Genomic DNA, 25,348 nt, shown 5'->3' on the forward strand with positions numbered 1-25,348 from the left:
GGGTCGTTGGTTCGAGTCCAATCGCGCCTACCAATCTGGAAGCCCCGGTTCCCGCAAGGAACCGGGGCTTTTTCACATGGGCTTTCCGCCGGCGTCCTCGACGGGTTCAGAACAGGCCGGACTGGACGGACTCCGCGACGACCGCATCGCCGCAGGCCACGCTCCCGCCGACGAGGATGCGCGCCGTCATCCCGCCGTGCCCGCGCAGCGCGTTGTAGGCGCCCGGACCCAGCAAAGCCTCCATCCGCGAACACGGTTCGCACGGCCCCGTCACCTCCAGCAGGACCTCGGCACCGACCCGCAGCCGCAGCGGCTGGTCACGGAACAGCGCCTTGGCCGCCTGCAGATTCAGGCCCGACACCACCAAGTTGCGCCGCAGCAGCGCTGCATCGAGCGTCTCGCGCCGCAGGAATGCGGCGACCGCCGGCAGGTGCTCGGCCTGCAGGAGCGTCACCTGGCGCTTGCCGCCGGGTGCGGCAGCTGCCGTGCTGCGGTCGCCCTCGAGTCCGTAGCCGGCGATGGCGGTCGTCTCCTCCACCGTGCGGATCGCCATCCGGCGCCCGGGCCGCAAGTGGATCGCCTCGATCCGGCCCGCATGCGGAAAGGCCGCGGTCAGCTGGCGCAGGTCCATCGCGGCGCTGCGGGAGGCGCCGGCCGTCATGCCGGGCCGGCCGGCGGCACCGGCGCGGGAGCCGGGACACCGGAGGCGCCCATCGGCGGCGGAACCTGGGGCTCGGTCGGTGCCGCCGCGGGGGGCTTCGCCGGGAACTGTCCCACGTCCCGCAGCCGCACCAGCACGTCGAACAGCAGCGCGCTCTTCACGCTGTACGCCTGCCGCGGCGACGCTACCGCGCCGTTGGCCGCGAAGATCAGCCGCTCGTTCTCGACGCTTTCCAGGAAGACCTTTGGCTCCGGCGTGTCCAGCACCCCCTCGTGGGCCTGGAAGGCCGCCAGGATGATCTCGCGCACCTTCTCCACATCGGAATCGAGCGCCATCGGCAGCTTGAACGATACCTGGCCGAGGGGATTGGCCAGCGTCACGTTGCGCACGATCTTGGTGATGAATTCCGAATTGGGCACGATGACGGTGGAACGGTCGCCCATCTGGATCTCGGTGGCCCGCACGTTGATGCGGCGGATGTCGCCCTCCACGCCGGAGAGCGACACCCAGTCGCCGACCTTCACCGGCCGTTCGGCCAGCAGGATCAGCCCGGAAACGAAGTTCGACACGATCGCTTGCAGGCCGAAGCCGATGCCGACGGACAGCGCGCTCGCCACCCACGCGATCCGCTCCAGCCCGAGGCCGATGGCCGACAGCGCCAGGGCCAGCGCTGCCACGGTGCCGACGAAGCCGAGCAGCGTCGTGGCGGAATCGCGCATCGCCGCATCCAGGCCGGTCGTCGGCAGGAAACGTTCGCGCAGCCACCGCTGCAGCAGGCGGACGGCGACCGTGCCGCCCGCGAACACCAGCAGGGCCTGCAGCACGGCACCCGGCTGCAGCTTCACCTCGCCGATCGTCAGCCCTTCGCGCAGTTGTTCGGTGCGCTGCAGTAGCTCCAGCGGGCCCTGGCCGAACGGCGCGGCGATCAGGACCAGCGCGCACAGCAGCACCACCAGCCGACCGATGGCCGACAGCAGCACGCCGGCCTGCTCGCGCAGGCGGGCGGTCGCGTCTTCCTGCGGCTGCACCGGCGCAGCGCCGCCCGGTCGGCCCAGCCACGCGGTGAACGCATCGTCGATCAGCGCATTGAAGAGATAGACGGTCATGGCGACGTTGCCGAACCAGACCATCTGCTTGATCAGGAAACTGCCGAGCGCCACATAGCCCACCAGCAGGCAGACCACACTGAAGGCCAGCAACAGGCCGACCACGCCCGCGGCGACAGCACCCCACGGCAGGCGGCTCAGGTGCTGGCCCGGCACCTTCTCCACGTCCGCCTCCTTGTCCTTCGGGCGCCTGGAACGGGATTCTTCGCCGGCATCGTCTGCGGAGGCCAGCACCTCCCGGCGCAGTCGCGCCACCCGTCGCAGGGCGTGGGCCAAGAGCAGGGCCAGCAGCAGCGCATACAGCCCGTCGAGCGCGACGGCCGCCGGCAGGCCGATGTTCGCTACCGCCCCCACCTGCTCGAACGCCCATCCGCCCACCAGCAGCAGCGCCAGCGCGCCGGGATAGGCCCGCAGCCGCCGCACCGTCCGGTCCGACAACGGCACCAGCCGCCAAGACGGCCGCGCGACCGACAACAGCGCCGCGCCCATGCCGGCGACGAATCCGCCGTAGCACACCATGCCGACCATGCGGGCGAGCAGCGACTGCAGTTCGCTCGATGGCTCGACCTCCCAGGTCAGGCCCAGGCGCAGCAGATGAGCGATCAGGCCCGGCGCTGCGACCCACAGCAACGTCTGCGCACCGGCCAGCAGGGAGCGCCGCAGCCGCCCGGCGGGCACGCGCGTCGCGGTCAACTGCATCAGCCGGCGTTCGGCCCAGATGCGCAGGCCGATCACGACGATCGCCACCGCGCCCAGCAGCGCCCAGATGCCCGGCGGCGTGGCGCCGGCGCTGCGGCCCAGCTCGTCCGCCAGGCCACGGAGCTGCCGGACATCCCGCGGCAGGCTGGCCCGCAGGTCCTGCCAGAACGGCCCCGCCAGTACCGACGGCGTGCGCTCGCCGATCCGGGCGCTGAACTGCGAGCGCCGCTGCGCGACGATCTGGTCGGCGAGCTGGCCGCCCTCCACCGCCATCAGTCGTGCGAGCTTGACCTGGGCGTCGATCTCCTTGCGCTGCTTGCCGAGGCTGGCGCGCTGCGCCGCGACGTCGGGGGCCTCGGTGGCGCCCTTGCCGTCCGGCGCCGGGCCGAGTTCCGCCAGCCGCGCCTCGACCTGCGCGAGCGAAGGCTCGAGCACCGCCAGCGCCTGCTCCGACGACGCCTGCGCATCGAGGGCCGACGACCGCAGGTCGGCCAGGTCCGCCAGCGGAAGGTCCCCGGCGGCCAGCCGCTTCTGCACGCCATCGAGCTGCTGGCGGGCGGCCTCCAGCACGGCATCGGGCGGCAGGTCGGGCGCCGCGGGCGGGTTCTGTGCGGCGGCCCATGCCGGCAGCAGCCCGGCGACCAGGAAAAGCATCAGGAACCAGCGGCGGCAACGGACCAGGACATGCATGGAGGACGGGCGCCAGGCGCCGGAGAAAGGCAGGCCGGGCATTGTGCGGCCGCCCGGACGCGGGCCTGTATCCGATCGCGCGTTGGATACAGATGGTGTACGGGCCTGGGCTAGCATCGTATTTCCCTCGTTCCTGGCCGCGGTGCGGCTCGCCATGAAATCACGCGCCCTCGAAAACAAGACCTTCCTGCTGCTGCTGGTCGTGGTGTCCCTCGCCTTCGCGTGGATCCTGTGGCCGTTCTACAGCGCGGTGTTCTGGGGCGCGATCCTGGCGATGCTGTTCGCACCGCTCAACCGGCGGCTGCTGCGGGCGATGCCGCGCAGGCGCAACTTGGCGGCGCTGTGCACCCTGCTGGTAATCCTGCTGATCGTGATCCTGCCGGTGGCGATGATCACCACCTCGCTCGTGCAGGAAGCCGCCTTCGTCTACCAGAAGCTGCAGTCGGGCGAGATCAACATCGCGAGCTACCTGCAGAAGATCTTCGGCCAGCTGCCGGACTGGGCGCTGAGCCTGCTCGACCGGTTCGGCCTCGCCAACATCGGCGCGGTGCAGGAGAAGCTCGCGGCCGCCGCCACCCAGGGCAGCAAGACGATGGCCGCGCAGGCGATCAGCTTCGGCCAGAACACCTTCGACTTCCTGGTGAGCTTCTGCGTGATGCTCTACCTGCTGTTCTTCCTGCTGCGCGACGGCTCGGGCCTGGCGGCCCGCATCCGCGACGCGGTGCCGCTGGCGCCGGAGCACAAGCGACATCTGTTCGGCAAGTTCACCACCGTGATCCGCGCGACGGTGAAAGGCAACATCGCCGTCGCAGCCGCCCAGGGCGCACTCGGCGGCATCACCTTCTGGCTGCTGGGCATCCATGCGCCGGTACTGTGGGGCGTGCTGATGGCCTTCCTGTCACTGCTGCCGGCGGTGGGGGCCGGGCTGGTGTGGGGCCCGGTCGCGCTCTATTTGTTCGCCACCGGCGCGGTCTGGCCGGCGGCCATCCTGGTCTTCGTCGGCGTGGCGGTGATCGGGCTGGTGGACAACATCCTGCGGCCGCTCTTGGTCGGCAAGGACACCAAGATGCCGGACTACGTGGTGCTGCTGTCCACCATCGGCGGCATGGCGCTGTTCGGCCTGAACGGCTTCGTGATCGGCCCGGTCGTGGCCGCGATGTTCATGGCGACCTGGAGCCTCTTCACCTCGTCGGACAGCGACGATGCCGTGGCGGCCGACGACGCCCCCGCGCGGCCGGTGGTGGCCCAGGTGGTGCCACCGCCGCCGCCATCGCCCTCGCCTTTCCGCCGGGACTGACGCGATGCCGTGGGCGGGATGGCTGGCCGATGGCGTGCTGGTCGTCCATGCGCTCTTCGTCGGCTTCGTGGTCTTCGGCGGGCTGGTCGTGCTGCGCCGGCGGCAGGTCGCATGGCTGCACTTGCCGGCGCTGGCCTGGGGCGCCTTCGTCATCGGCACCGGCCGGATCTGCCCGCTGACGCCGTTGGAAAACACCTTGCGCCGGGCGGCCGGTGAAGCCGGATACGCCGGCGGCTTCATCGAGCACTACGTCGCGGCGCTGATCTATCCGCCCGGCCTGACGCGCGAAGTGCAGGTGCTGCTCGCGGTCGGGGTGGTCGTGCTCAACGCCGGCATCTACGGGCGGATCTGGCGCCGCCGGCGGTCGGGCGCCGCGTAGAATCCGCCCGCGCCGCAGGTCCTGCGGCGACCACATCCGCTGGGGGTGTTGGCCCTGTTCCCTGGAACACGGCCGACTGAGAGAGTCCCTTGGAACCTGATTGAGGTAATCCTCGCGCAGGGAAAGCGTGTCTTCCTGGTACGGCCGCGCCGTGCCGCATGCCGATCCTGCCGTGGTGTTTTTCCGTTGAAAGCATCGGCCATGGCCCATCGAGCATCCAATCTGCCTTTTGCGCATACTGCGCCTGCGCTGGCAGCTATTCTTTTCATAGCAAACACTGCCTCGGCCCAGCCGACGGCTGTCGCGGCGGAGCCGACGCTGTCCGCGGTCACGGTCGATGCCGGGCGCGCTGCGCCGCAGGCCGACGTGACCGGCTTCGGGGACATCCCGCTGCAGCAGGTGCCGGTCTCCGCCACCGTGGTGGACCAGGCGCAGCTGCAGGCGGTCGGCGCCCGCCGGCTGTCCGACCTGACCCGCTTCGACGCCTCGGTCACCGACGCCTACAACTCGCCCGGCTACTACGACTTCCTGACGGTGCGCGGCTTCGTGCTCGACAACCGGTTCAACTACCGCCGCGAGGGCCTGCCGATCAACGCCGAGACGCCGATCCCGCTCGACAACAAGGAGCGCATCGAGATCCTGAAAGGCACGAGCGGTATCCAGGCCGGCACCAGCGCGCCGGGCGGACTGGTCAACTACGTGGTCAAGCGGCCGACGGCGCAGCCGCGGCGCGAAGTGCGGGTGGAGGCGACATCGCGCGCCAGCCTGCTCGGCGCGGTGGACCTGGGCGGCCGGTTCGGCAACGGCGATGTATTCGGCTACCGGCTCAACGTCGCGCAGGAGCGGCTGCGGCCGAACGTGCGCAACCTCGACGGCGAACGCAGCCTGGCATCGCTCGCCGCCGACTGGCGCATCGGCCGCGATTCGCTGCTGGAAGCCGAAGTCGAATGGAGCCGGCGCTCGCAGCCGAGCCAGAACGGCTACAGCCTGCTTGGCGACCGCCTGCCGGCGCCGGTCGATCCGCGCCGCAACCTGAACAACCAGCCGTGGTCGCAGCCGTCGGTGTTCGAGGCGCTGACCGGCACGCTGCGCTTCCAGCAGGCGCTCGGGCCGCAGTGGCGCTGGAGTGCCCAGGTCGGCCAGCAGCGTCTCAAGACCGACGACCGGCTGGCGTATGCCTTCGGCTGCAGCGCGGAAAACCGCTACGACCGGTACTGCTCCGACGGGACCTACGACCTCTACGACTTCCGCAGCGAGAACGAGCGGCGCCTGCAGCAGGCGGCGCAGATCGGCCTGCAGGGCAAGGTGCAGACCGGCAGCGTGGGCCACGACCTGAGCATCGGCCTCGTCGCCAGCCGGGTGCGCAACACCTTCCAGGCGCAGGCGTACAACTATGTCGGCACCGGCAACGTGGACGGCACCGCGGTCACGCAGCCCGACCCGACGCTGAACGACCCGAACACCAACCGCCGCGAACGCTCGGTCGAGCTGTCGGTGCAGGACGCGATCCGCTGGAACGAGCGCTTCACCACCTGGGTCGGCCTGCGCCATACCCGGCTGGAGCGCGACAGCGTGCGGACCGACGGCTCCCGGCCCACCGGCTACGACGACGGCATCACCACGCCGTGGCTGGCCGCGAGTTACGCGCTGAATGCAGCCACCACGGTCTACGCGAGCCACGGCCAGGGCGTGGAATCGCAGATCGTGCCGAACCGCACCACGCAGTACACCAATGCCGGCATTGCGCTGCCCGTCCTGAAGTCGCGCCAGTGGGAGCTGGGCGTCAAGGGCGGCACCGACGGGCTGCTGTGGCAGACCGCCCTCTTCCGCATCGAACGTCCGGTGAGCAACCTCGACGCCTGCAACCGGCTCGACATCCGGCCCTGCACCGGCACCCAGGACGGCGAAGCGGTGCACCAAGGCCTGGAAGCAAGCGCGCAGTGGACCCAGGGCGCCTGGCGCCTCGCGGGCGGCGTCACCGTGCTGGACGCCAAGCGCCGCGGTAGCACCGCCGAGCCCGACGTCAACGGCAAGCGGCCGACCAACGTGCCGGAGCATGTGCTGCGCGCCCAGGCCGGCTGGCGCGTGGCGGGCGTGACCGGGCTGGAAGTGTTCGGCGGCCTGTCGCACGAAGGCCGCCGGTCGGTGCTGCCCGATCAGTCGATCCAGCTGCCGAGCTGGACCCGCGTGGATGCCGGACTGCGCTTCGACCAGACGCTCGGCGGTTCGGCGGTGCAGTGGACGCTCAACGTCGACAACCTGTTCGACCGCCGGTACTGGAAGGAGTCGCCCTATCAGTACGGACATGTGTACCTGTACCCGGGCGCGGCACGGACGGTGCGGCTGGCGATGCGTACGCGGTTCTGACGCGGCAAATTTCCCGTCTATAATGCGAGGCTGTTCCTCGATAGCTCAGTCGGTAGAGCGCCGGACTGTTAATCCGTAGGTCCCTGGTTCGAGCCCAGGTCGAGGAGCCACCTACAAGCCGCAAGGCCTCTGGAAAGCCCGCCATGTTCTGCATGGCGGGCTTTTTCGTTGGCGGAATCGTGCGCCGGGGCTGTCGAAATACGTCAGCACCTGCTAACCTCGGCCGATGTCTCGAAAGCGCAACAAGCGGCCGGCGCGCCGCATGGCCCGGACCGGTGGCCGCACGTTCCGCGCGGCGGTCCTCGCATTCGCGACGACCTTCGCGGGCGGCCTGGCATCGTTCGTCGGCTGGGACATCGTGCCGCTGGCGATCACCGCCGGCCTCGACCGGCCGGCCGCAGCTGTCGGCGCATGGCCCTCGCCTGCTCGGCCGCCGGCCACGGTCACCGCCCATTTCGGTGCCTGCCGGCACCACTTCCCGCACGGCGAACCGCCGGCGGTCGCGGCACCGGAGCCGGTGGCGCTGTGCTTCGATGCGTTCGCGGTGCTGTACAGCGGCACGGCCAAGACACCGGTTTATGTGGTGGAACGGCTGACGTCGAAGTCCCTGCGGGCGGCCAAGGGCATCCCGCGGTCGGACCGCTTCTACGAAGAGGCGCGGCTGCCGAGCCGCTTCCGCGCCACCCTGCAGGACTACCGCGGCTCCGGCTACGACCGCGGCCACATGGCGCCCGCCGGCGACATGCCGACCGCGGCCGCCAAGGCGCAGAGCTTCAGCCTCGCGAACATGGTGCCGCAGCATCCGGCGCTGAACCAGGTGTCGTGGAACCGGATCGAGCAGTCCACCCGCAAGTACGCCGGCCGTGCGGAGCAGGACGTGTACGTCTACACCGGACCGCATTTCGGCAAGACGCCCGCCACCATCGGCCAGGGCAGGGTCTGGGTGCCGACCGCCACCTGGAAGGTCGTCTACGTGCCCGACTCCGGACGGCGGTGGGCCTATTGGGCCGCCAACGACGGCGGGCCGCATTCGCTCAAGCCGATCGAGTACCGCGCCTTCCTCGCGCGGGGTGGGCCGGACGTGCTGCAGTCGGCGGCGGCGGATTGACCGTCGCATGCGCGGGCGACGCGTCCGGACCAGCGCGTGTCAGCACAGGATCACCGCCATCTTTGTCTCCCTCTAAGGCTCCACCTGCACTCCCCCGCCCTTCCATGAAATTCCGCCTGCGCCAGATGGAGGTGTTCCGCGCGGTCATGCTGACCGGCTCGATCAACGGCGCGTCGCGGCTGCTGTTCACCTCCCAGCCGGCGATCAGCCGGATCGTGTCACATACCGAGCAGACCCTCGGCCTCGCGCTGTTCAATCGCGTCAAGGGCAAGCTGGTCCCCACGCCCGAGGGCGAGGCGCTGTTCCGCGAGGTCGACGAGTTCTACCAGCAGGCGCTGCGCGTCGATGCGTTCGCGCGCGGACTGGCGGCGGGTCCGTCGGGCACGCTCAACGTGTCCTGCAGCCCCTGCCTGTCGCGCGGGCTGATGGCGCGGGCGGTGACCCGCTTCGTGCAGCGCTATCCGGGCATCCAGGTGAATTTCCACACCACCCTGCTCAACAGCATGGCGCAGGAGGTACTGAGCAACCAAGTGGACTTGGCGGTCTCGGTGCTGCCGCTGGAACACGTCAACCTGTCGGTGCAGCCGTTCACCGAAGGCCGGATGGTCTGCCTCGTGCCGCGCGGCCATGAACTGGCCGCCCATGCCGCCGTGGCGATCGCCGACCTGGCGCGCTACCCGCTGATCGCCCACCATCCGAGCATCCCGTTCGGCCAGCTGGTGTCGGCGGCCTTCCGCAAGGCCGACGTGGCGCTGTCGACGCGCATCGACATCCACCAGACCGACGTCGCCTGCTCGCTGGTGCGCTCCGGCGCGGGCGTGGCGATGGTGGACGAGTTCACCGTCGACGGCATGGCCTGGCCGGAGCTGCAGGTGCTGCCGCTAGCCGACGAGATCCGGCTGACGCCGAGCATCGTGCGCTCGGTGTTCGACACCCGGCGCACCCATGCGGACAAGTTCGCCGACCTGCTGGTCCAGCTGGCGGGCGAAGAGGCCGCGGCCAAGCCTGCACTTGGCTGAACGTCGCTCGCGACCCGCAACAGACCTATAGCCCGGCGCTATAGGCGCCACCACATCCGGCATAGCCGCGTCCCGCGGGCCTGCCGTAGATTGGCCGCACACGCGCCGCACCGTCGCGGCCGCGTCCGACGAGGCCCGCATGACACCCCAGCAGATCGAGATCCACCCGCGCCATCCCGGCGCCGACGCCGCGCTGATCGAGCGCTTCCGCCACCTGCCGGTGGCCAACGTGAGCGACTGCATGCTGCGGCTCACTGCGGCCGGCGCCCGCCTGCGGCCGATGCACGCCGGCGGTGCGATGGCCGGCACCGCCTTCACCGTCAAGACGCGCCCTGGCGACAACCTGCTGGTCCACAAGGCGCTCGACCTGGCGGCGCCCGGCGACATCGTGGTGGTGGATGCCGGCGGCGACCTGACCAACGCGATCATCGGCGAGCTGATGAGCGGCTACGCCGCGAGCCGCGGGCTCGGCGGCATCGTCATCAACGGCGCGGTTCGCGATGCCGACACGCTGCGCGCCGGACGCTTTCCGGTCTATGCCGCGGGCGTCACCCACCGCGGGCCGTACAAGGACGGCCCGGGCCAGATCAACGTGCCGGTCGCGATCGACGGCATGGTGATCCGTCCGGGCGACATCGTGGTCGGCGACGCCGACGGACTGCTCTGCATCCCGCTGGAAGAGGCCGCTGCGATCTGCGAGGCCGCCACCGCCAAGCATGCGGCCGAGGCGGTCACGCTGGTCGAGATCGCGGAGGGCCGACTCGACACCGGCTGGGTGGACACGCTGCTGCGCCGGCAGGGCTACACGGGCGGTCTCTGACCCCGGATTTACCCGCACCGCCCATGCCGAGGCAGGCCGCCGCACCCTGGAAGCCTTAACACCAGGCTATACCCCGCCGCCGTTTCAGCACTCGCCCGGCCGGGGGGCCGCTCCTACGATTTGCCGCATGCCCGTACCGGGCGGACACGGCGACACACAGGAGCAACGCCCCATGAACATCGGACTCATCGGCCTCGGCAACATCGGCGTGCACTTCGGCACCCGGCTGCTGGCGGCCGGACATGACCTGGTCGTCTTCGACCGCAACGCCGACGCCCAGCAGCGGCTGGTCGACAAGGGCGCGAAGGCCTGCGACAGCGCACGCGGCATGGCCGACCAGGTCGAGATCGTGCTGCTCTGCCTGCCGATGCCCCGCATCGTCGCCGACGTGGCAGCCGAGGTGGCCCAGGGCAGCGCGGTGCGCATCGTGCTCGACCTGTCCACCACTGGCCCGTCGGTCACCCGCGAGATCGAAACCCTGCTCACCCCGCAGGGCATCGCGCTGGTCGGCGCCCCGGTCAGCGGCGGCACCGTCGCGGCCGAGCGCGGCACGCTGGCGGTCATGCCCGCCGGGCCCGACGCGGCCTACCAGGAAGTCGAGCCGCTGCTGCGGGTGCTCGGCAAGAACATCTTCTATCTCGGCGCCGACCCCACCCTGGGCCAGACGATGAAGATCATCAACAACACGCTCTACGCCACCAGCATGGTGGCGAGTTGCGAGGCGCTGGTCTACGGCGTGAAGGCCGGACTGGACGCGAAGACGATGCTCGACGTGATCAATGTCTCCAGCGGCCGCTCCTTCGCGACGCTGGAGCGCATTCCGCAGTGCGTGCTCGACCGCAGCTTCCCGGTCCGCTTCACCACCGAGCTGCTGCACAAGGACGTGAAGATGTGCATGGACGAGGCCGAGAAGCTGGGCGTGCCGATGCAGGTCAACCCCGCCGCACGGCAGTTCCTGGCCTTCGCGATCAGCCAGGGCGACGGCCCGCGCGACAACGTGGTCCCGATCCGCCATATCGAGCAGTGGGCCGGCGTGCAGTTTGGCGAGGCGCCGGCCGCCTGAGCCGCACGCCCCCGCATTTCCCTGACGGAGACAAAAACGATGCAACGACGCTCCTTCGCAGTCGCCGCGGCGGCGGCCTGGGCCGCCGGCCTGCCGCTCGCCGCACGAGCCGCCTTTCCCGAGAAACCGATCCGGCTGGTGGTGCCCTTCACCGCCGGCAGCATCACCGACGTGGTGGCCCGCGCGCTGTCCGACGGCATGGCCGCGCGGCTCGGCCAGCCGGTGGTGATCGACAACCAGGCCGGCGCCAACGGCATCGTGGGCACCGTGTCGGCGGTCAAGGCCGCGCCCGACGGCTACACCCTGTTCATGGTGGGCGTGAGCACCGGCGCCAGCAACGTCAGTGCCTTCAAGGCCCTGCCCTACGACCCGCGCAAGGACTTCACGCCGGTCGCGACGATCGCCGAGGCGCCCTTCATGCTGGTCGTCGGCAAACACCTGCCGGTGAAGAACCTCGGCGAGTTCCTGGCGTATGCGAAGGCGAACCCGGGCAAGCTGTCCTACGGCTACGGGTCGGGCAGCGCCCAGATGTGCGCGGCGCAGGTGGTCAGCATGGGCGGCTTCACCGCCACGGCGGTGCCCTACCGCGGCGTGCCGCAGGTGATGACCGACCTGGCCGGCGGCACGGTGGACTTCACGATCGCCGACCTGGTCAACGGCCAGCAGCAGGCACGCGCCGGCCGCGTCACCGCGATCGGCGTGACCAGCAAGGCCCGCTCGCCGCTCGCGCCGGACGTGCCCTCGCTCGCCGAGGCGGGCCTGCCGGACTACGACCTGACCGTCTGGTTCGGCATGGCCGGCCCTGCTCGCATGCCGGCCGCGGTGGTGCAGCGGATCAACACCGCCCTGCGCGAGGTGCTGGCCGACCCGGCGGTGCAGAAGCGCTTCGAGACCGCCGGCCTGACGCCGATGCCCGACTCGGCCGACGCCTTCGGCCGGCTGATCGACACCGACATCGCCAAGTGGGGCGCCGTGTTCAAGGCGGCCGGCCTGCAGCCGCAGTGACCGGCACGGGGCCCGCCCGTGCACCTTTTTTCCGCAAGACCTATTTCCATCCGAAGGAAGACCATGTCCCTCATCAAGATCCGCAAGAAGCTGCTGAACGTCGAATCGATCTACCACGAGGGCGGCCCCGCCCGCACCGAGCCGATCAGGATGGGCAGCATCGCCGTCGTCATCGCCAACCCGTACGCCGGCCGCTATGTCGAGGATCTTTCCGGCCTCGTCAAGGACGCGACCGAGATGGCCAAGGAGCTGGTGCCCGAACTGCTGGCCGCGCTCGGCGGCGCTGACAAGATCCAGGCCTACGGCAAGGGCGCGATCGTCGGGCTGAACGGCGAACTGGAGCATGGCGCGATCTGGCACGAGGCCGGTGGCTGGCCGATGCGTGCCCACCTGCCGCAGGCCAAGTCGATCGTGCCGGCGGCCAAGGTGGTGGCCTCGGCCGGCACCCGGCTGCAGATCCCGCTGCACCACGTCGAGGCCTGCTACGTGCGCAGCCACTTCAGCACGATGGACGTCGGCGCGATCGACAGCCCGCGACCCGACGAACTGCTCTATGCGCTGGTGATGTCCACCGGCAGCCGGGTGCACGAGCGCCTGGGCGGCCTGCGCGCCGACAACATCACCGTCGGCGACGGCCAGCGCTGAGGGCACGGCCATGACGAAGCGCCCCTTCCTCCGTGCGGCCGTCGCCGCCTGCCTCGCCGCCGCAGGTGTCGCCGCGCAGGCGGCCGACTGGCCCGAACGTGCGGTCACGCTGGTCGTGCCGCTTGCCCCCGGGGGCAGCACCGACACCACCGCCCGCCTGCTGGCCGAGCGGCTGTCCAAGGAACTCGGCCAGCCGGTGGTGGTGGACAACCGCGCCGGCGCCGGCGGCAACATCGGCGGCGCCTACGTCGCCAAAGCCCCGCCCGACGGCTACACGCTGCTGTTCACCACCAGCACCGCGGCGACCAACGTCACGCTCTACAAGAGCATGGGCTTCGACCTGCAGAAGGACCTGGTGCCGGTCTCGCAGGTGGCGCTGATCCCGAACGTGCTGATGGTGAACAACGACGTGCCGGCGAAGACCCTGGCCGAGTTCGTCGACTACGTGCGGCAGAAGAAGGCGGTCGTCAACTACGGCTCCGCCGGCAACGGCACCTCGCAGCACCTGTCGGGCGCGCTGTTCAACAGCATGACCCAGGGCGAGATGACCCACGTGCCCTACAAGGGCGGCGCGCCGGCCAATGCCGACCTGATCGCGGGCCAGATCCAGGCCGTGTTCTCGCCGCTGGTCGAGGTGCTGCCGTACATCGACAGCGGCAAGCTGCGGGCGCTCGGCGTGACCACGCCGGCACGCTCGCCGCGGCTGCCCGACGTGCCGGCGGTCGCCGAGGCGCTGCCGGGCTTCGAGGTGGTGCTGTGGAACGGCGTGCTGGCCCCCGCCGCCACGCCGCAGCCGGTGGTGGACCGGCTCGCCGCCGCGATCCGCAAGGCGACGCAGGACCCGAGCTTCCGCAAGACGCTCGCCGACCAGGGCAGCACGCCGATCGGCAACACGCCGGCGGAGTTCAGGAAGGTGCTGGGCACCGAGATCGACAAATGGGGCAGGCTGGTCAAACTCTCCGGTGCCCGTGTCGACTGATCGCCCTTCGCCCATGAAACCCCTGCTGCTCGTCCTCGTCTACCTTTCCGAAGAACACCGCGCGCTCGTCGCGGAGCGTTTCGACATGCTCTACGCCCCCAACGAGGGGCTGGGCCAGGACCGCTCCAACGGTGCGGCGCAGATCGCCGCGCGCGGCGCCGACATCCGGGTGGTGCTGACCAACGGCACCAACGGCCTGCTGGCCGACGAGATCGCGACGCTGCCGAAGCTCGAGCTGGTCTGCACCGTCGGCGTCGGCTACGAGAACGTGGCGCTCGACGCGGCCGCCGCCCGCGGCATCCCGGTCTGCAACGCGGCCGGCACCAACGATGCCGCGGTCGCAGACCATGCAATGGCGATCCTGCTCGCCGCGATCCGCCGGCTGCCGTTCCTCAACGCCGGCGTGCGCCGCGGGCTGTGGCGCGACGACATTCCGCGTCCGCCGCACGTCTCGGGCCGGCGCATGGGCATCTTCGGCCTGGGCGCGATCGGCCGGCAGATCGCCCAACGCGCGCAGGGCTTCGACATGGAGATCGGCTACCACAGCCGCACCCGGCGCGACGACAGCGGCTTCCGATGGTTCGACGACATCGGAAGCCTGGCCGCCTGGTCCGACTTCCTGGTGATCGCGGCGCCGGGCGGTGCGGCGACGTACCACATCGTCGACCGCGCGGTGCTGGATGCGCTCGGGCCCCAGGGCGTGCTGGTCAACATCGCCCGCGGCACGCTGGTCGACACCGACGCGGTGGCCGACGCGCTGCAGGACGGCCGCATCTGGGCGGCGGCGCTCGACGTGTACGAATACGAGCCGACCCCGCCGGCCCGCCTGCTGGCCTTCGAGAACGCGGTGCTGACGCCGCACATCGGCGGCATCTCGCCGCAGGCGATCCATGCGTCGGTGCTGCGCTTCCTGGAGAACGCCGAGGCGCATTTCGCCGGACGGCCGCTGGTGACGCCGGTGAACCGACCTGTAGCGCGTACCTGAACCGTTGCGGCCGCGGATGCGGCGCCGCCTAATGGAAGTCCCGGCTGCGCACCGTGCCCAGCGCGCCGAGCAGCGGCGTCAGGTCCTTCATGCGCCGCGCGAGCAGGTGGCGCACCAGGCCGCCGCCCTCCGGATGGCGCTGCCAGACGCCCTCGACCGCCAGCAGCCGCGCCTTGAGCAGCGGCTCGCGCTGCTGCTCGACCAGGTCCTTCCAGACGATCACGTTGACCACGCCGGTCTCGTCCTCCAGCGTGACGAACATCGTGCCCTTGGCGGTCGGCGGGCGCTGGCGCATCGTCACGATGCCGCAGGCCCGCACCGCGGTGCCGTGCGCGACCGGCGCCAGGTCGCGGGCGGTGCGCAGCCGCCAGCGTGCGAGCCGATCGCGCAGCAGCGCCAGCGGATGGCGGCGCAGCGTGAGGCCGGTGGATGCGTAGTCGCCGACGATCTCCTCGCCCTCGGGCGCGGCGGGCAGTGCGAGCGGCAGCTCGTCGATCGGCACGCCCTGCAGCAGCGCGGACGACCGCCGCTGGGCCGTCGCCTCCCAGACCTGCTGGCGCCGGTGGCCGGCGAGCGAGCGCAGCGCATCGGCCGCGGCCAGTGCCCGCAGGTCCCGGTCGCCGAGCCGGGCGCGCAGCGCCAAATCTTCGACGTTCGCGAACGGCGCCTGCGCGCGGGCTTCGACGATGCGGTCCATCGCCTCCTGCCCCAGGCCGCTCACCAGCCGCAGGCCGAGCCGCACCGCCGGCTGCGGCAGCCGCAGCGGTTGCGGCACCTTGCCGCTGCCGGGCCAGACGGTCTCGCCGGGCAGCGCGCAGGCAGGCAGGCCCCGGTCGGCCGGCGGCCGCGGACCGTCCACGATGCGCAGCCGCTCCAGCGGCCGGCCGGGCGGGCGGCTGCCGGGATCGCCGTCGTGCACCGGATGCGCGGGGGTCTCCAGCGTCGAATCGGCGCCGCTCGCCGTCACGTCCACCGGCCGCACTTCCACGCCGTGCCGGCGTGCGTCCTGTACCAGCTGCGACGCGGAATAGAAGCCCATCGGCTGCGCGTCGAGGATGCCGGCGAGGAAGGCGGCCGGCTCGAAGCACTTGAGCCAGCAGCTGAAATACACCAGCAGTGCGAAGCTGGCGGCATGGCTCTCGGGGAACCCGTATTCGCCGAAGCCCTCGATCTGGTTGAAGATGGCTTCGGCATAGGCCCGGTCGTAGTCCCGCGCCACCATGCCCTCGACCAGCTTGTCCTTGAAGCGGTAGATGCCGGCGCTGCGCTTCCACGCTGCCATCGACCGGCGCAGCGCATCCGCCTCGTCAGCGGTAAAGCCGGCGGCGTCCATCGCAAGCTGCATCACCTGCTCCTGGAAGATCGGCACGCCCAGCGTGCGGCCCAGCGCCTTGGTCAGTTCCTTTTTGACGAACGCGATCGGCAGGCCGTCGCGCTGGCGCTGCCGCGCCTGCAGGTACGGAAGCACCATGCCGCCCTGGATCGGTCCGGGCCGCACGATCGCCACCTCCACCACCAGGTCGTAGAACTCCCGCGGCTTGAGCCGCGGCAGCATCGTCATCTGCGCCCGGCTCTCGACCTGGAACACGCCGACCGTGTCGGCGGTGCAGATCATGTCGTAGACCTCCGGCTGCTCGCGCGGAATGTCCTGCAGCGTCCAGTCGGTGCCGCGCCAGGCATTGCGGAAGGCGAGCCCGCGGCGCAGCGCGCTCAGCATGCCGAGCGCCAGCACGTCCACCTTCATCAGGCCGACCGCCTCCAGGTCGTTCTTCTCCCACTGGATGATCGAGCGCTCCGGCATGCTGGCGTTCTCCACCGGCACCAGCCGGGTGAGCGGGCCGTCGGTCAGCACGAAGCCGCCGACGTGCTGGCTCAGGTGCCGGGGGAAATCGCGCAGCTGCGCGGTCAGGTCGATCCACTGGCGCAGCAGCGGCAGCGGCGCCCGCACGCCGCAGCGGGCCATCGATTCTTCCAGCCGCTGGTCGAGGATGGCGGCGTCGAACCAGTAGTGGTCCTTGGCGAAGTCGTCCACCAGCGCCGCCGGCACACCGAGCGCCCCGCCCACGTCGCGGATCGCCATGCGCGAGCGGTAGCGCACCACCACCGCGGCGATGGCGGCGCGCTCGCGGCCGTACTTGCCGTAGATGTACTGGATCACCTCCTCGCGGCGCTGGTGCTCGAAATCGACGTCGATGTCGGGCGGCTCGTTGCGCTCCTTGCTGATGAAGCGCTCGAACAACTGGCTGCCCAGGTCGGGCGGCACCTCGGTGATGCCCAGGCAGTAGCAGACGACCGAGTTGGCGGCAGAGCCGCGGCCCTGGCACAGGATCTTTTCGCGGCGGGCGAAACGCACGATGTCCTCCACGGTGAGGAAGTACATCTCGTACTGCTTGAAGGCGATGAGGGCCAGTTCCTTTTCAATCAGCGCGCGGACGGGCGGCTTCGGCTCGCCGCCGAAACGGCGCAGCACGCCCTCCTCGACCAGCCGGCGCAGGCCCTGGGCGGGCGTCAGGCCGGCGGGCACGCTCTCCTTCGGATAGCGGTAGGCGATCTGCGTCAGGTCGAAGCGGCAGCGGGCTGCGACCTGCAGCGTGGCGGCCAGCAGTTCCGGCGGATAGAGCGCCGCCAGCCGCTCGCGCGGCCGCAGGTGGCGCTCGCCGTTGGGCTGCAGTGCGAAGCCGCAGTCGGCGACGGTGCGGCCGGCGCGCACGGCGGTGACCACGTCCTGCAGCCGCTTCTTGCGGCGCACGTCCATGTGCACGTCGCCGGCGGCGACCAGCGGAATGCCTGCCTGCGCGCCGGCCGCTTGCAGGGCGGCGAGCCAGAGGTCGTCGTCGATCTCCTGCAGCAGCTCCACCGCCAGCCAGAGATCGGCACCGAATCGGGCCCTGGCGCCCGCCAGTCCTGCGCCGACAGCTATGCTATCGATAGCAGCGCCGCGGGGCCGGTCGGGAATGTAGAGCTTCTCGCAGCCTTGCAGCAGCGTGGCGTCGGCGGTGTCGGGCAGCAGGTAGCCGCCCTTCTCGGCGATCCGGCGGGCGGCGGTGATGAACTGGCACAGCCCGCCCCAGCCGTCCAGGTCGCGGGCGATGGCGACCAGCCGGGCGCCGCAGGACAGGCGGAATTCGGCGCCGAACAGCAAGTGCAGCGGCGGCTGCGGGGGCGGCTCGGGCATGGCGGACGGCGGTGCATCGGGGTGGGCTTCCCGCCAGGACTTGCGCCAGTCGTCGTCCACCTGCCGGCGCCACTGGCGCAGGCCGTCCCACATGCGCACCACGCCGGCGACCGAGCATTCGTCGGTCAGCGCCAGTCCGATGTAGCCGAGCCTGAGCGCCTGCACCGCGAGTTCGTCCGGATGCGCCGCGCCGCGCAGGAAGCTGAAGTTGGAGACGCAGTGCAGCTCCACATAGTCCGGCAGCGGCGCCTCGCAGGCCGCATCGTCAGACGGCGGCTCGGTCGGCGCGGCGGTCCCGGCGGCGCGGGTGTCCGCCGCCCGGGGAAAACGCAGCACCGACGCGGGCGGACGACCCTGCAGCGAGACTTCGCGCTCAGGCATACAGGCCGTGCAGGAACCACGCCGCATCCGCATCCGCGGCGGTCGTGGCGCCGTGGCGCCGCTCGCGGAAGATCCAGACCAGCCCGGCGGCCGGGCTTTCGGCGATGAAATAGTCGCGTGCCGCGGCCGCCGGGCTGTGGCCGTCGTCGCCGCCCTCCCACGCGGCCCACCAGCCGGCCTCGACGCACTGCGGCCCGGCCAGCAGCCGCAGCCGTCCACGCCAGCAGGGAGCGCCTGCCTGCAGTTCCAGCGGCAGGGGCCGGGGCAGCAGCCACGGGGGGTAGAGGCTGTCGGGCTGCAGCAGCGTCGGGGGGGTCGCACGGCGGCTGCGCACCACGGGGGGCGGTACGGCGATGGGCGGATCGGCGGCATCCGGGTGTTGTGCACCGGACGACAGGGCCGATGCTTCGCTTTCCGGCAGCGTGCCCGACACCGCCTCCTCGCGCCCACCGCCTTCGGACGTGCCGCATGCCGCGCCCTGCCCCAGCTCGACGCTTGTCGCTTCGATCGTCGCAAGCCCGTCCTCCGTCGGCCGGTCGCGCCGCCGGCCGCGCGCGGGCTTGTTCCGGTACGGACTGCCGGTCGGTACCGGCCGGCCGGCCCCCGGCGGCACGGCCGGCGCACCGAATGCCGCGGCCAGTTCCGCCAGCCGCTCCACCGCCGGTTCCCAGCGCTGCATGCGCTCCGGCCGGTGGTCGGCCTGCGCGACGGGCGTGAGCACGCTGCCGGCGCCCAGCCGTTCGGTCAGGCGCTCGACCATCTCGTGCAGCCGGTCGCCCTTGCGGCTGTCGTCCGGCAGGAAGCTCACGCTGGCCCCAGCCAACGGCGCGGTCTCCAGGCTGCGCAGCCGCAGCCAGCTGGCCGGCGCGGCCATCCGGGCGCGGGCCAGCCGCTCGCCGAGCAGCCGCCGCAGGTGGCCCATGTCCTGCACCGGCCGGGCGGTGCGCAGCACCAGCGACTCGTGCGGCGGCAGGTCTACGCCGTCGACCCGCCGCAGATCCAGCGTCCACTGCAGCTCCAGCGCCAGCACGCCGCGCTGGCGGCCGCGCAGCCAGATCTGCAGGTCTTCCAGCAGGCCGGCCGCGGCCCACAGCAGTTCGGGCGCATGCTGAGCCAGCGCACGCAGTTCCACCTTGCGGTCGAAGGCCTCGGGCAGCACCAGCCAGCGGTAGGCGTCCGGGTGCAGGCCCCAGGCCTGGTCGAGCGCCTGCCGCAGCGCCGGCTCGAACCGGCGCGACAGCCCGGCGCGCGGCAGCGCCGCCACGTCGCCCCAGGTGCGGCAGCCCATGCGTTCCAGGATGAAGAGGTGCGGACGGGCGGCGGTCAGCGTGTGCAGCGGCAGGGCGGAGGGGATGTGTGCCGGCGGCCTTTCGCCGGCCGCCCGCAGCCGCAACTGGGCCAGCGCTATCAAACTCGTAGCACCCTGCGCACGCTGGACAAGCGCTGGAGCCGGATCCAGGGCCTGAACCCGGGCCAGCAACCGGCGCCGGCCGCCCCAGAACCGCTCGCAGGCGGACACCTCCAGCAGCAGCGCCTCGTCGACCCAGGCGACGTGGGGCGTGAACTGCAGCGCCCACCAGCCCAAGGCTTCGGCCGATGGCAGAGCGGGCGGCGATGGTAGGAACGGCGGCAGTGGCCCGGAGGATGCGGGCGCCGCTGGTTGCGGCTGCGGTTGTGCTGCGGGCGGTGACGGTCGCGGTGCGGCCGGCCGGCGCGGGCCGGGCGTCGGCGGCGGGCGGACTTCTTCCGGCGCGGCGACATCCACCCCCGCCGGCAGCGCCGCGGTCGCACCGTCCGGTTCAGGCGGTCGCCACTGCAGTGCCAGCCAGTGCATGCGGACCTCCGGCGGTGCCGGTCACGGTACGGGGCTCGGCATCGCGCCGGCGCGCGGCCGGCCGAGCCACGACACCCGGGATCGCCAGCCGCACGACGGTGGCCTGCCGCTTGGGCGCGGGCACCGGTGCCGGCATCGGCACGGATGCAGGGACAGGCGCCGCGTCAGGCCGCCGCAGCCGGGGCGCACCCAGCAGCGCCGCCAGCCGGGGCGCGGCCGGCAGTTCCAGCGGCTGCTCCAGCGGCGGGCCGCGCCGCTTCAGGATGTGCAGGGCCAGCGTCTCCTGGTGCGCACCGGCCGCTTCCACCCGCATCCGCAGCCGGGCGGGCGCCGCATGGCCGGCCACCGCCAGCGGCCGGAACACCCACAGCAGCGCATCGTGCTGGGCGGCCACCAGCTGCAGCCGCCGCAGGTCGGCCGGCCGGGCCTGCGGCAGCCAGGCGAGCACCGCGGCCACGTCGGCGCAGCGCAGCGCCTGTTCGCAGGCCCACAGGCGCGAGGCTGCGGCCGCGCTGCGCACCCACAGCAGCTGTGCCGGCGGCAGCCCCTGCGCCGCCAGCGCCGGCCCGAACGGCGGATGGGGCGCCCCGACGGCCAGCACCGGCCGGCGCCGTGCCTGCACCGCCGCGCCGAGCGCCGGCAGCAGCAGCGGCCAAGCGAAGGTCTCGGGGCCGGCATGCAGGATTTCCGTCATCGCCCCGACCGGCCAGCCGCCGCCGGGCAGCACCGCATCCAGCGCCGCGAAACCCGTGGCGCACACCCCCGCTTCGTGGGCCGCGCCCAGCTCGTCGGCATGCCAGACGGCATCGAAATCGGCAAGGTCGAGGGGGGCGGTGGAAGGCATGGCAGCGGGCAGGAAGTCCGATGGCCGCTAGGTTACTGTACTTTCATACAGTTAAATCGATTTGCCTGTGATTTTTTACAGTCCTGCCCTTGCCGCCCGCAGGTCTACCGCATTCGATTACCGGCACGGGCGCCGTGCTCCCTATGATCGAAAACGATCTTTGCTTCTGCTTCTTCTGGCGCCCTTCTGCGCCGTCTGCCCGTCTGCCTGCCGATGCCCCGCCTGTTCCGCTTCTTCGAATCCCGCCTCGCGCCCTTCCCGGACGCCCTCCCCGACCTGCAGACCCGCAGCCTGCCGCGCTTCATCTGGAGCTGCCTCCACGGGCTGCGCGGCGCGGTGCTGGTGCTGGTACTGCTGACCGCGGCCACCGCGGCCTTCGAGGCGGTGCTGCTGGCGCTGGTCGGGCGGCTGGTGGACTGGCTCGGCGCCATCGCGCCGGCCCGGCTCTGGCAGGACCACGGCTTGCTGCTGGGCCTGGCGGTCGGGGCGCTGTGCGCCAACGTGGTGGTGGTGTCGCTGCAGACGCTGGTCAAGCACCAGCTCGTCGCGATCAACTTTCCGATGCGCCTGCGCTGGAACTTCCACCGCCTGATGCTCGGCCAGAGCATGGCCTTCTATCAGGACGAATTCGCCGGCCGCATCACTACCAAGGTGATGCAGACCGCCCTGGCGGTGCGCGACATCGTGTTCCTGCTGACCGAGATGGCGGTCTGGGTCGGCGTGTATTTCGTGTCGGTGCTGCTGCTGGCGGCTGCGTTCGATCTGCGGCTGGTCGTGCCGCTGGCCCTCTGGGCGGTGGCCTACGGCATCGCCTGCGTCTGGTTCGTGCCGCGCCTCGGCGCGGTCGGCCGGGCGCAGGCCGACGCCCGCTCGCTGATGACCGGCCGGGTGACCGATGCCTACACGAACATCGCCACGGTCAAGCTGTTTTCCCACGGCGGCCGAGAAGCCGCCTTCGCCCGTTCGGCGATGCGGGAGTTCATGGCCACCGGCTACCGTCAGATGCGGCTGGTCAGCGCCTTCGAGATCGTCAACGGCACGCTGTCGGCCGGCCTGCTGCTGGGCGTGGGCGGCACCGCACTCTGGCTCTGGTCGCAGGGCCAGCTGGGTATCGGTGCGGTGGCCGGCGGCACGGCGATGGCGGTGCGGCTCACCTCGATGTCCGAATGGGTAATGTGGCAGATCTCCACCCTGTTCGAGCAGATCGGTACGGTGCAGGACGGCATGGCGATGCTCGCCAAGCCGCGTACCGTGCTCGACGCGCCGCAGGCGCCGGCGCTGCAGGTGCCGCGCGGCGAGGTGCGCTTCGAGGACGTGGTGTTCCGCTACGGCGGCCAGCGCACCGTGATCGACCGGCTGTCGCTCACCGTGCGGCCGGGCGAGAAGATCGGGCTGGTCGGCCGCTCGGGCGCCGGCAAGTCCACGCTGGTCAACCTGCTGCTGCGCTTCCACGACCTCGACGGCGGCCGCATCTTGATCGACGGCCAGGACATCGCCGCCGTCACCCAGGACAGCCTGCGCGCCCACATCGGCATGGTGACGCAGGATACTTCGCTGCTGCACCGCTCGGTGCGCGACAACATCGTCTATGGCCGCCCCGACGCGGACGAGGCGGCGCTGCACGGGGCCGCGGCCCAGGCCGAGGCGACCGACTTCATCGCCAGCCTGCAGGACCCGCAGGGCCGCAGCGGCTACGACGCGCACGTCGGCGAGCGCGGGGTGAAGCTCTCGGGCGGCCAGCGCCAGCGCATCGCCATCGCCCGGGTGATGCTGAAGGACGCGCCGATCCTGCTGCTCGACGAAGCCACCAGCGCGCTCGACTCGGAGGTGGAATCTGCCATCCAGCAGAGCCTGGACCGGCTGATGCAGGGCAAGACGGTGATCGCCATCGCCCACCGGCTCTCCACCATCGCCGCGATGGACCGGCTGATCGTGCTGGAGCACGGCCGGATCGTGGAGGAAGGCGACCACCGCAGCCTGCTGGCGCAAGGCGGCATCTACGCGCGCCTGTGGTCCCACCAGAGCGGCGGTTTCCTGGGAGAGGAAACGGACGATGCGGCGGAGGCGGCAACCGACGCCTGAGGTGCCCGAAGCAGCGCCAGACCGGCTGCCGGCGCGCATCGATGCAGCGGCCGTGCCTTTTACCGTCGGCATGCGACTACATCGGCTTCCAAGGGAGCGCGGTACAACCGGCATGTCCCGCACGCGCCCTCGGCCGCCGTGCGCCTTCTTCGCCAGGAGCCCGCCATGCCCCCGACCACGCCCGCCCCGTCCACCGCGCCCCGCGCCCGCCGGCACTTTTCGATGATCCGCGAGTTCCACCTGGCGGACTTCTTCACGCTCGGCAATGCCGCCTGCGGCGTGGGCGGCGTGTTCCTGGCGATGGCGTTCATGGCACGCCAGGAGATGGCGCTTTTCTACGGCGCGGCGCTGCTCGCATTGGCCGCGCTGGTGTTCGATGTATTCGACGGCCGCATCGCCCGCTGGCGGCAGAGCCATTCCTCGCTGGGCCGCGAGCTCGACTCGCTCGCCGACGTGATCTCCTTCGGCATGATGCCCGCCGCCCTCGCCTTCGCGGCCGGACTCGACGGCGGCTGGGACTGCCTGGTGCTCGCCTACTTCGTCTGCTGCGGCGTGAGCCGGCTGGCCCGCTTCAACGTCACGGCCGAAAGCCTGTCGGCCGGCAGCGACAAGGTGAAGTATTTCGAGGGCACGCCGATTCCCACCAGCGTGGTCCTGGTCGCGGTGCTGGCGATCGCCGCCTGGCAGGGCCGCATCGACGACGCCGTCTGGGGCGGCAGCTGGATGCTGGGGCCGTGGACGCTGCATCCGCTGGTACTGTTGTTCGGCGTATCGGGCAGCCTGATGATCAGCAAAACGCTGCACATCCCCAAGTTCTGACAGCCAACGAACATCGCGGTTTCACTCTGCCCCCTGCGTCCTACAGGCCCTCGCTGCAGCTACCGACAATCAAGGCCTGGCGGCCCGCCCATGCTCGGGATTCCACCAATCGGAGGGTTCTAACGTGAATTCCATCATCTATATCGTCGGTCTCGTGGTTGTCGTCGTCGCTGTGCTGTCCTTCTTCGGACTGCGCTGATCGCACATCCTCCCGACCGGGCCGTCCGACGGCCGACAGGCGGAATGCTCCTCGCGGGGCATTCCGCCTGTTTCGTTTTAGAGGGTTGCTCAAACCGCCTTCACCACCACGCCGGCGGATGGCTGCCCGGCGGCATCGATGTCTGCAGGGGGCGGGTCGGTGTGCGCTCCCAGCGGGCGCTGTGGCGGATCGCCGTCAGCGTCCCGAATCCCGACGCCGACGTTTCCAGCCACGGCGCCAGGGCTGCCTCGTCTGCCGGCGGTCCGTCGAAGCCGTCTGGGATCCGCCCCAGCCCGCGAAGCCAATGCCCGGTCTGCGCCAGCGACACCTGGACATGCCAGCTGCCGCCCTCCTGCTGCTGCCGCACCAGCGCAGCCGCGCAGCCCAGCGCCAACAGGTAGCCCGACGCTTCGTCGAAGATCTGCACCGGCAGCGTCCGCGGGGTCGCGCTGCCCGCCGCCTTGGTCTCGGCATGGTTGAAGCCTGTGGCCGTCTGCACCAGCGAATCGAAACCGCGCCGACCGGCCCACGGCCCCCGGGTGCCGTAGGCGGTGAGGGACGCCTGCACGATCCCCGGACACAAGTCTGCCACCCGCTCCGGCCCGAAGCCCAGGGCCGCCAGACCGCCCGGCCGGTAGCCGTGCAGAAACACATGCGCATCGCGCAGCAGATGTTCCAGCGTCGCGCGGCCGCCGGCCTCCCGCAGGTCGAGCAGCGTGGACCGCTTGCCGCGGCTGGTATCGGCAATGGCGGCGATGTTCGGCAGATGCGGCCCGTTCACCAGCAGCACGTCGGCGCCGTAGGTGGCGAGCGCCTTGCCGCCCACCGGGCCGGCGAGGATGCGGGTCAGGTCCAGGACCCGCAGGCCTGCCAGCGGCCGCGCACCTGCCGTAAGGGGCGGCAGGATGCGCGGCGGCGCGTCGCCGATGCGGCGGACCGTGAACAGCGGCTGGGCGGCGATCGCCTGCGCCTGCGGCGTCGCGTCCCATTCGCCGAAGCTGCGCAGCGCCGTGGCGACCAGCCCGGCCTCGGCGGCCGCGGTCTCGAAGTCGATCGACCGCCAGCGGCGCATCGCCGCCTCGGCCACAGCGCGGTCCGCACGGGCGGGGTCGAGCCCCAGCAGCCGCAACGCGCCGTCGCGGTGGTGCGCGAAGTTCGCATGGATGCGCACCCAGCCGTCGGAGGCGCGGT

Annotated in this window: 19 protein-coding genes, 1 tRNA gene and 1 riboswitch; of the genes, 14 read left to right on the forward strand and 6 right to left on the reverse strand. The window is 71.3% G+C overall.

Going from position 1 to position 25,348, the window contains the following annotated elements:
* Positions 1 to 106: 106 nt before the first annotated feature.
* Positions 107 to 661: an MOSC domain-containing protein gene (locus QZ500_RS06330; RefSeq protein WP_295852393.1), complete on the reverse strand. Its 555-nt coding sequence runs from the start codon at positions 659 to 661 to the stop codon at positions 107 to 109.
* On the reverse strand, positions 658 to 3,156 hold the full coding sequence (locus QZ500_RS06335) for a DUF3772 domain-containing protein (RefSeq protein ID WP_295852397.1): 2,499 nt from the start codon (positions 3,154 to 3,156) through the stop codon (positions 658 to 660). The genes QZ500_RS06330 and QZ500_RS06335 overlap by 4 nt, the downstream gene beginning before the upstream one ends.
* 154 nt (positions 3,157 to 3,310) lie before the next feature.
* Here QZ500_RS06335 and QZ500_RS06340 point away from each other — a divergent pair, with 154 nt between their 5' ends.
* The 12 genes from QZ500_RS06340 (at position 3,311) to QZ500_RS06395 (ending at position 14,823) form a co-directional block, all read left to right on the forward strand.
* Complete coding sequence (locus tag QZ500_RS06340; protein WP_295852400.1) at positions 3,311 to 4,453, forward strand: AI-2E family transporter; 1,143 nt, start codon at positions 3,311 to 3,313, stop codon at positions 4,451 to 4,453.
* Positions 4,454 to 4,457: 4 nt separating this feature from the next.
* Complete coding sequence (locus QZ500_RS06345; RefSeq protein ID WP_295852403.1) at positions 4,458 to 4,832, forward strand: DUF2784 domain-containing protein; 375 nt, start codon at positions 4,458 to 4,460, stop codon at positions 4,830 to 4,832.
* 31 nt (positions 4,833 to 4,863) lie between these two features.
* A riboswitch (TPP riboswitch) is annotated at positions 4,864 to 4,973 on the forward strand.
* 60 nt (positions 4,974 to 5,033) lie between these two features.
* Positions 5,034 to 7,199, forward strand: coding sequence for a TonB-dependent siderophore receptor (locus tag QZ500_RS06350; RefSeq protein ID WP_295852405.1), 2,166 nt, complete (start codon positions 5,034 to 5,036; stop codon positions 7,197 to 7,199).
* Between the two features lie 34 nt (positions 7,200 to 7,233).
* Positions 7,234 to 7,309 (forward strand) — tRNA-Asn (locus QZ500_RS06355).
* A gap of 116 nt (positions 7,310 to 7,425) precedes the next feature.
* Entirely contained in the window at positions 7,426 to 8,307 is an 882-nt protein-coding gene (locus QZ500_RS06360; RefSeq protein ID WP_295852407.1) for a DNA/RNA non-specific endonuclease, read from the forward strand.
* Between the two features lie 104 nt (positions 8,308 to 8,411).
* Complete coding sequence (locus tag QZ500_RS06365; protein WP_295852409.1) at positions 8,412 to 9,326, forward strand: LysR family transcriptional regulator; 915 nt, start codon at positions 8,412 to 8,414, stop codon at positions 9,324 to 9,326.
* Between the two features lie 139 nt (positions 9,327 to 9,465).
* Positions 9,466 to 10,146, forward strand: coding sequence for an RraA family protein (locus tag QZ500_RS06370; protein ID WP_295852411.1), 681 nt, complete (start codon positions 9,466 to 9,468; stop codon positions 10,144 to 10,146).
* A gap of 172 nt (positions 10,147 to 10,318) precedes the next feature.
* Positions 10,319 to 11,209, forward strand: a complete 891-nt coding sequence (locus QZ500_RS06375) for an NAD(P)-dependent oxidoreductase (RefSeq protein ID WP_295852415.1) — start codon at positions 10,319 to 10,321, stop codon at positions 11,207 to 11,209.
* 39 nt (positions 11,210 to 11,248) lie between these two features.
* Positions 11,249 to 12,214, forward strand: a complete 966-nt coding sequence (locus tag QZ500_RS06380; protein ID WP_295852418.1) for a tripartite tricarboxylate transporter substrate binding protein — start codon at positions 11,249 to 11,251, stop codon at positions 12,212 to 12,214.
* A 63-nt stretch (positions 12,215 to 12,277) separates the two neighbouring features.
* The gene (locus tag QZ500_RS06385; protein ID WP_295852421.1) at positions 12,278 to 12,859 is read left to right on the forward strand and encodes an amino acid synthesis family protein; all 582 of its coding nucleotides are present in this window, start codon (positions 12,278 to 12,280) and stop codon (positions 12,857 to 12,859) included.
* Between the two features lie 10 nt (positions 12,860 to 12,869).
* On the forward strand, positions 12,870 to 13,838 hold the full coding sequence (locus QZ500_RS06390) for a tripartite tricarboxylate transporter substrate binding protein (RefSeq protein ID WP_295852424.1): 969 nt from the start codon (positions 12,870 to 12,872) through the stop codon (positions 13,836 to 13,838).
* Positions 13,839 to 13,851: 13 nt separating this feature from the next.
* Positions 13,852 to 14,823 (forward strand): 2-hydroxyacid dehydrogenase, encoded by a 972-nt coding sequence (locus QZ500_RS06395; protein WP_295852429.1) that lies wholly within the window; start codon positions 13,852 to 13,854, stop codon positions 14,821 to 14,823.
* A gap of 28 nt (positions 14,824 to 14,851) precedes the next feature.
* Here QZ500_RS06395 and QZ500_RS06400 read toward each other — a convergent pair whose 3' ends face one another.
* From QZ500_RS06400 to imuA, 3 genes are read right to left on the reverse strand one after another with little or no spacing between them, the layout of a single operon-like run.
* Complete coding sequence (locus QZ500_RS06400; RefSeq protein WP_295852431.1) at positions 14,852 to 18,379, reverse strand: error-prone DNA polymerase; 3,528 nt, start codon at positions 18,377 to 18,379, stop codon at positions 14,852 to 14,854.
* On the reverse strand, positions 18,372 to 20,213 hold the full coding sequence (locus QZ500_RS06405) for a DNA polymerase Y family protein (RefSeq protein WP_295852434.1): 1,842 nt from the start codon (positions 20,211 to 20,213) through the stop codon (positions 18,372 to 18,374). The genes QZ500_RS06400 and QZ500_RS06405 overlap by 8 nt, the downstream gene beginning before the upstream one ends.
* Positions 20,179 to 21,057, reverse strand: a complete 879-nt coding sequence (gene imuA / locus QZ500_RS06410; protein ID WP_295852438.1) for a translesion DNA synthesis-associated protein ImuA — start codon at positions 21,055 to 21,057, stop codon at positions 20,179 to 20,181. The genes QZ500_RS06405 and imuA overlap by 35 nt, the downstream gene beginning before the upstream one ends.
* 213 nt (positions 21,058 to 21,270) lie before the next feature.
* On the opposite strand from imuA, the gene QZ500_RS06415 reads away from it, so the two are divergent.
* Both QZ500_RS06415 and QZ500_RS06420 read left to right on the forward strand, forming a co-directional pair.
* A complete protein-coding gene (locus tag QZ500_RS06415) occupies positions 21,271 to 23,139 on the forward strand; it encodes an ABC transporter ATP-binding protein (RefSeq protein ID WP_295852441.1) in 1,869 nt (622 codons plus the stop codon).
* 165 nt (positions 23,140 to 23,304) lie between these two features.
* On the forward strand, positions 23,305 to 23,958 hold the full coding sequence (locus QZ500_RS06420; protein ID WP_295852444.1) for a CDP-alcohol phosphatidyltransferase family protein: 654 nt from the start codon (positions 23,305 to 23,307) through the stop codon (positions 23,956 to 23,958).
* Between the two features lie 299 nt (positions 23,959 to 24,257).
* Here the strand turns inward: QZ500_RS06420 and QZ500_RS06425 are convergent.
* Positions 24,258 to 25,348 (reverse strand): CoA transferase (locus QZ500_RS06425; RefSeq protein WP_295852448.1); only part of this gene is annotated, 1,091 nt, incomplete at its 5' end.

The organism is uncultured Xylophilus sp., assembly GCA_913776965.1.
Lineage (GTDB): Bacteria > Pseudomonadota > Gammaproteobacteria > Burkholderiales > Burkholderiaceae_C > Xylophilus.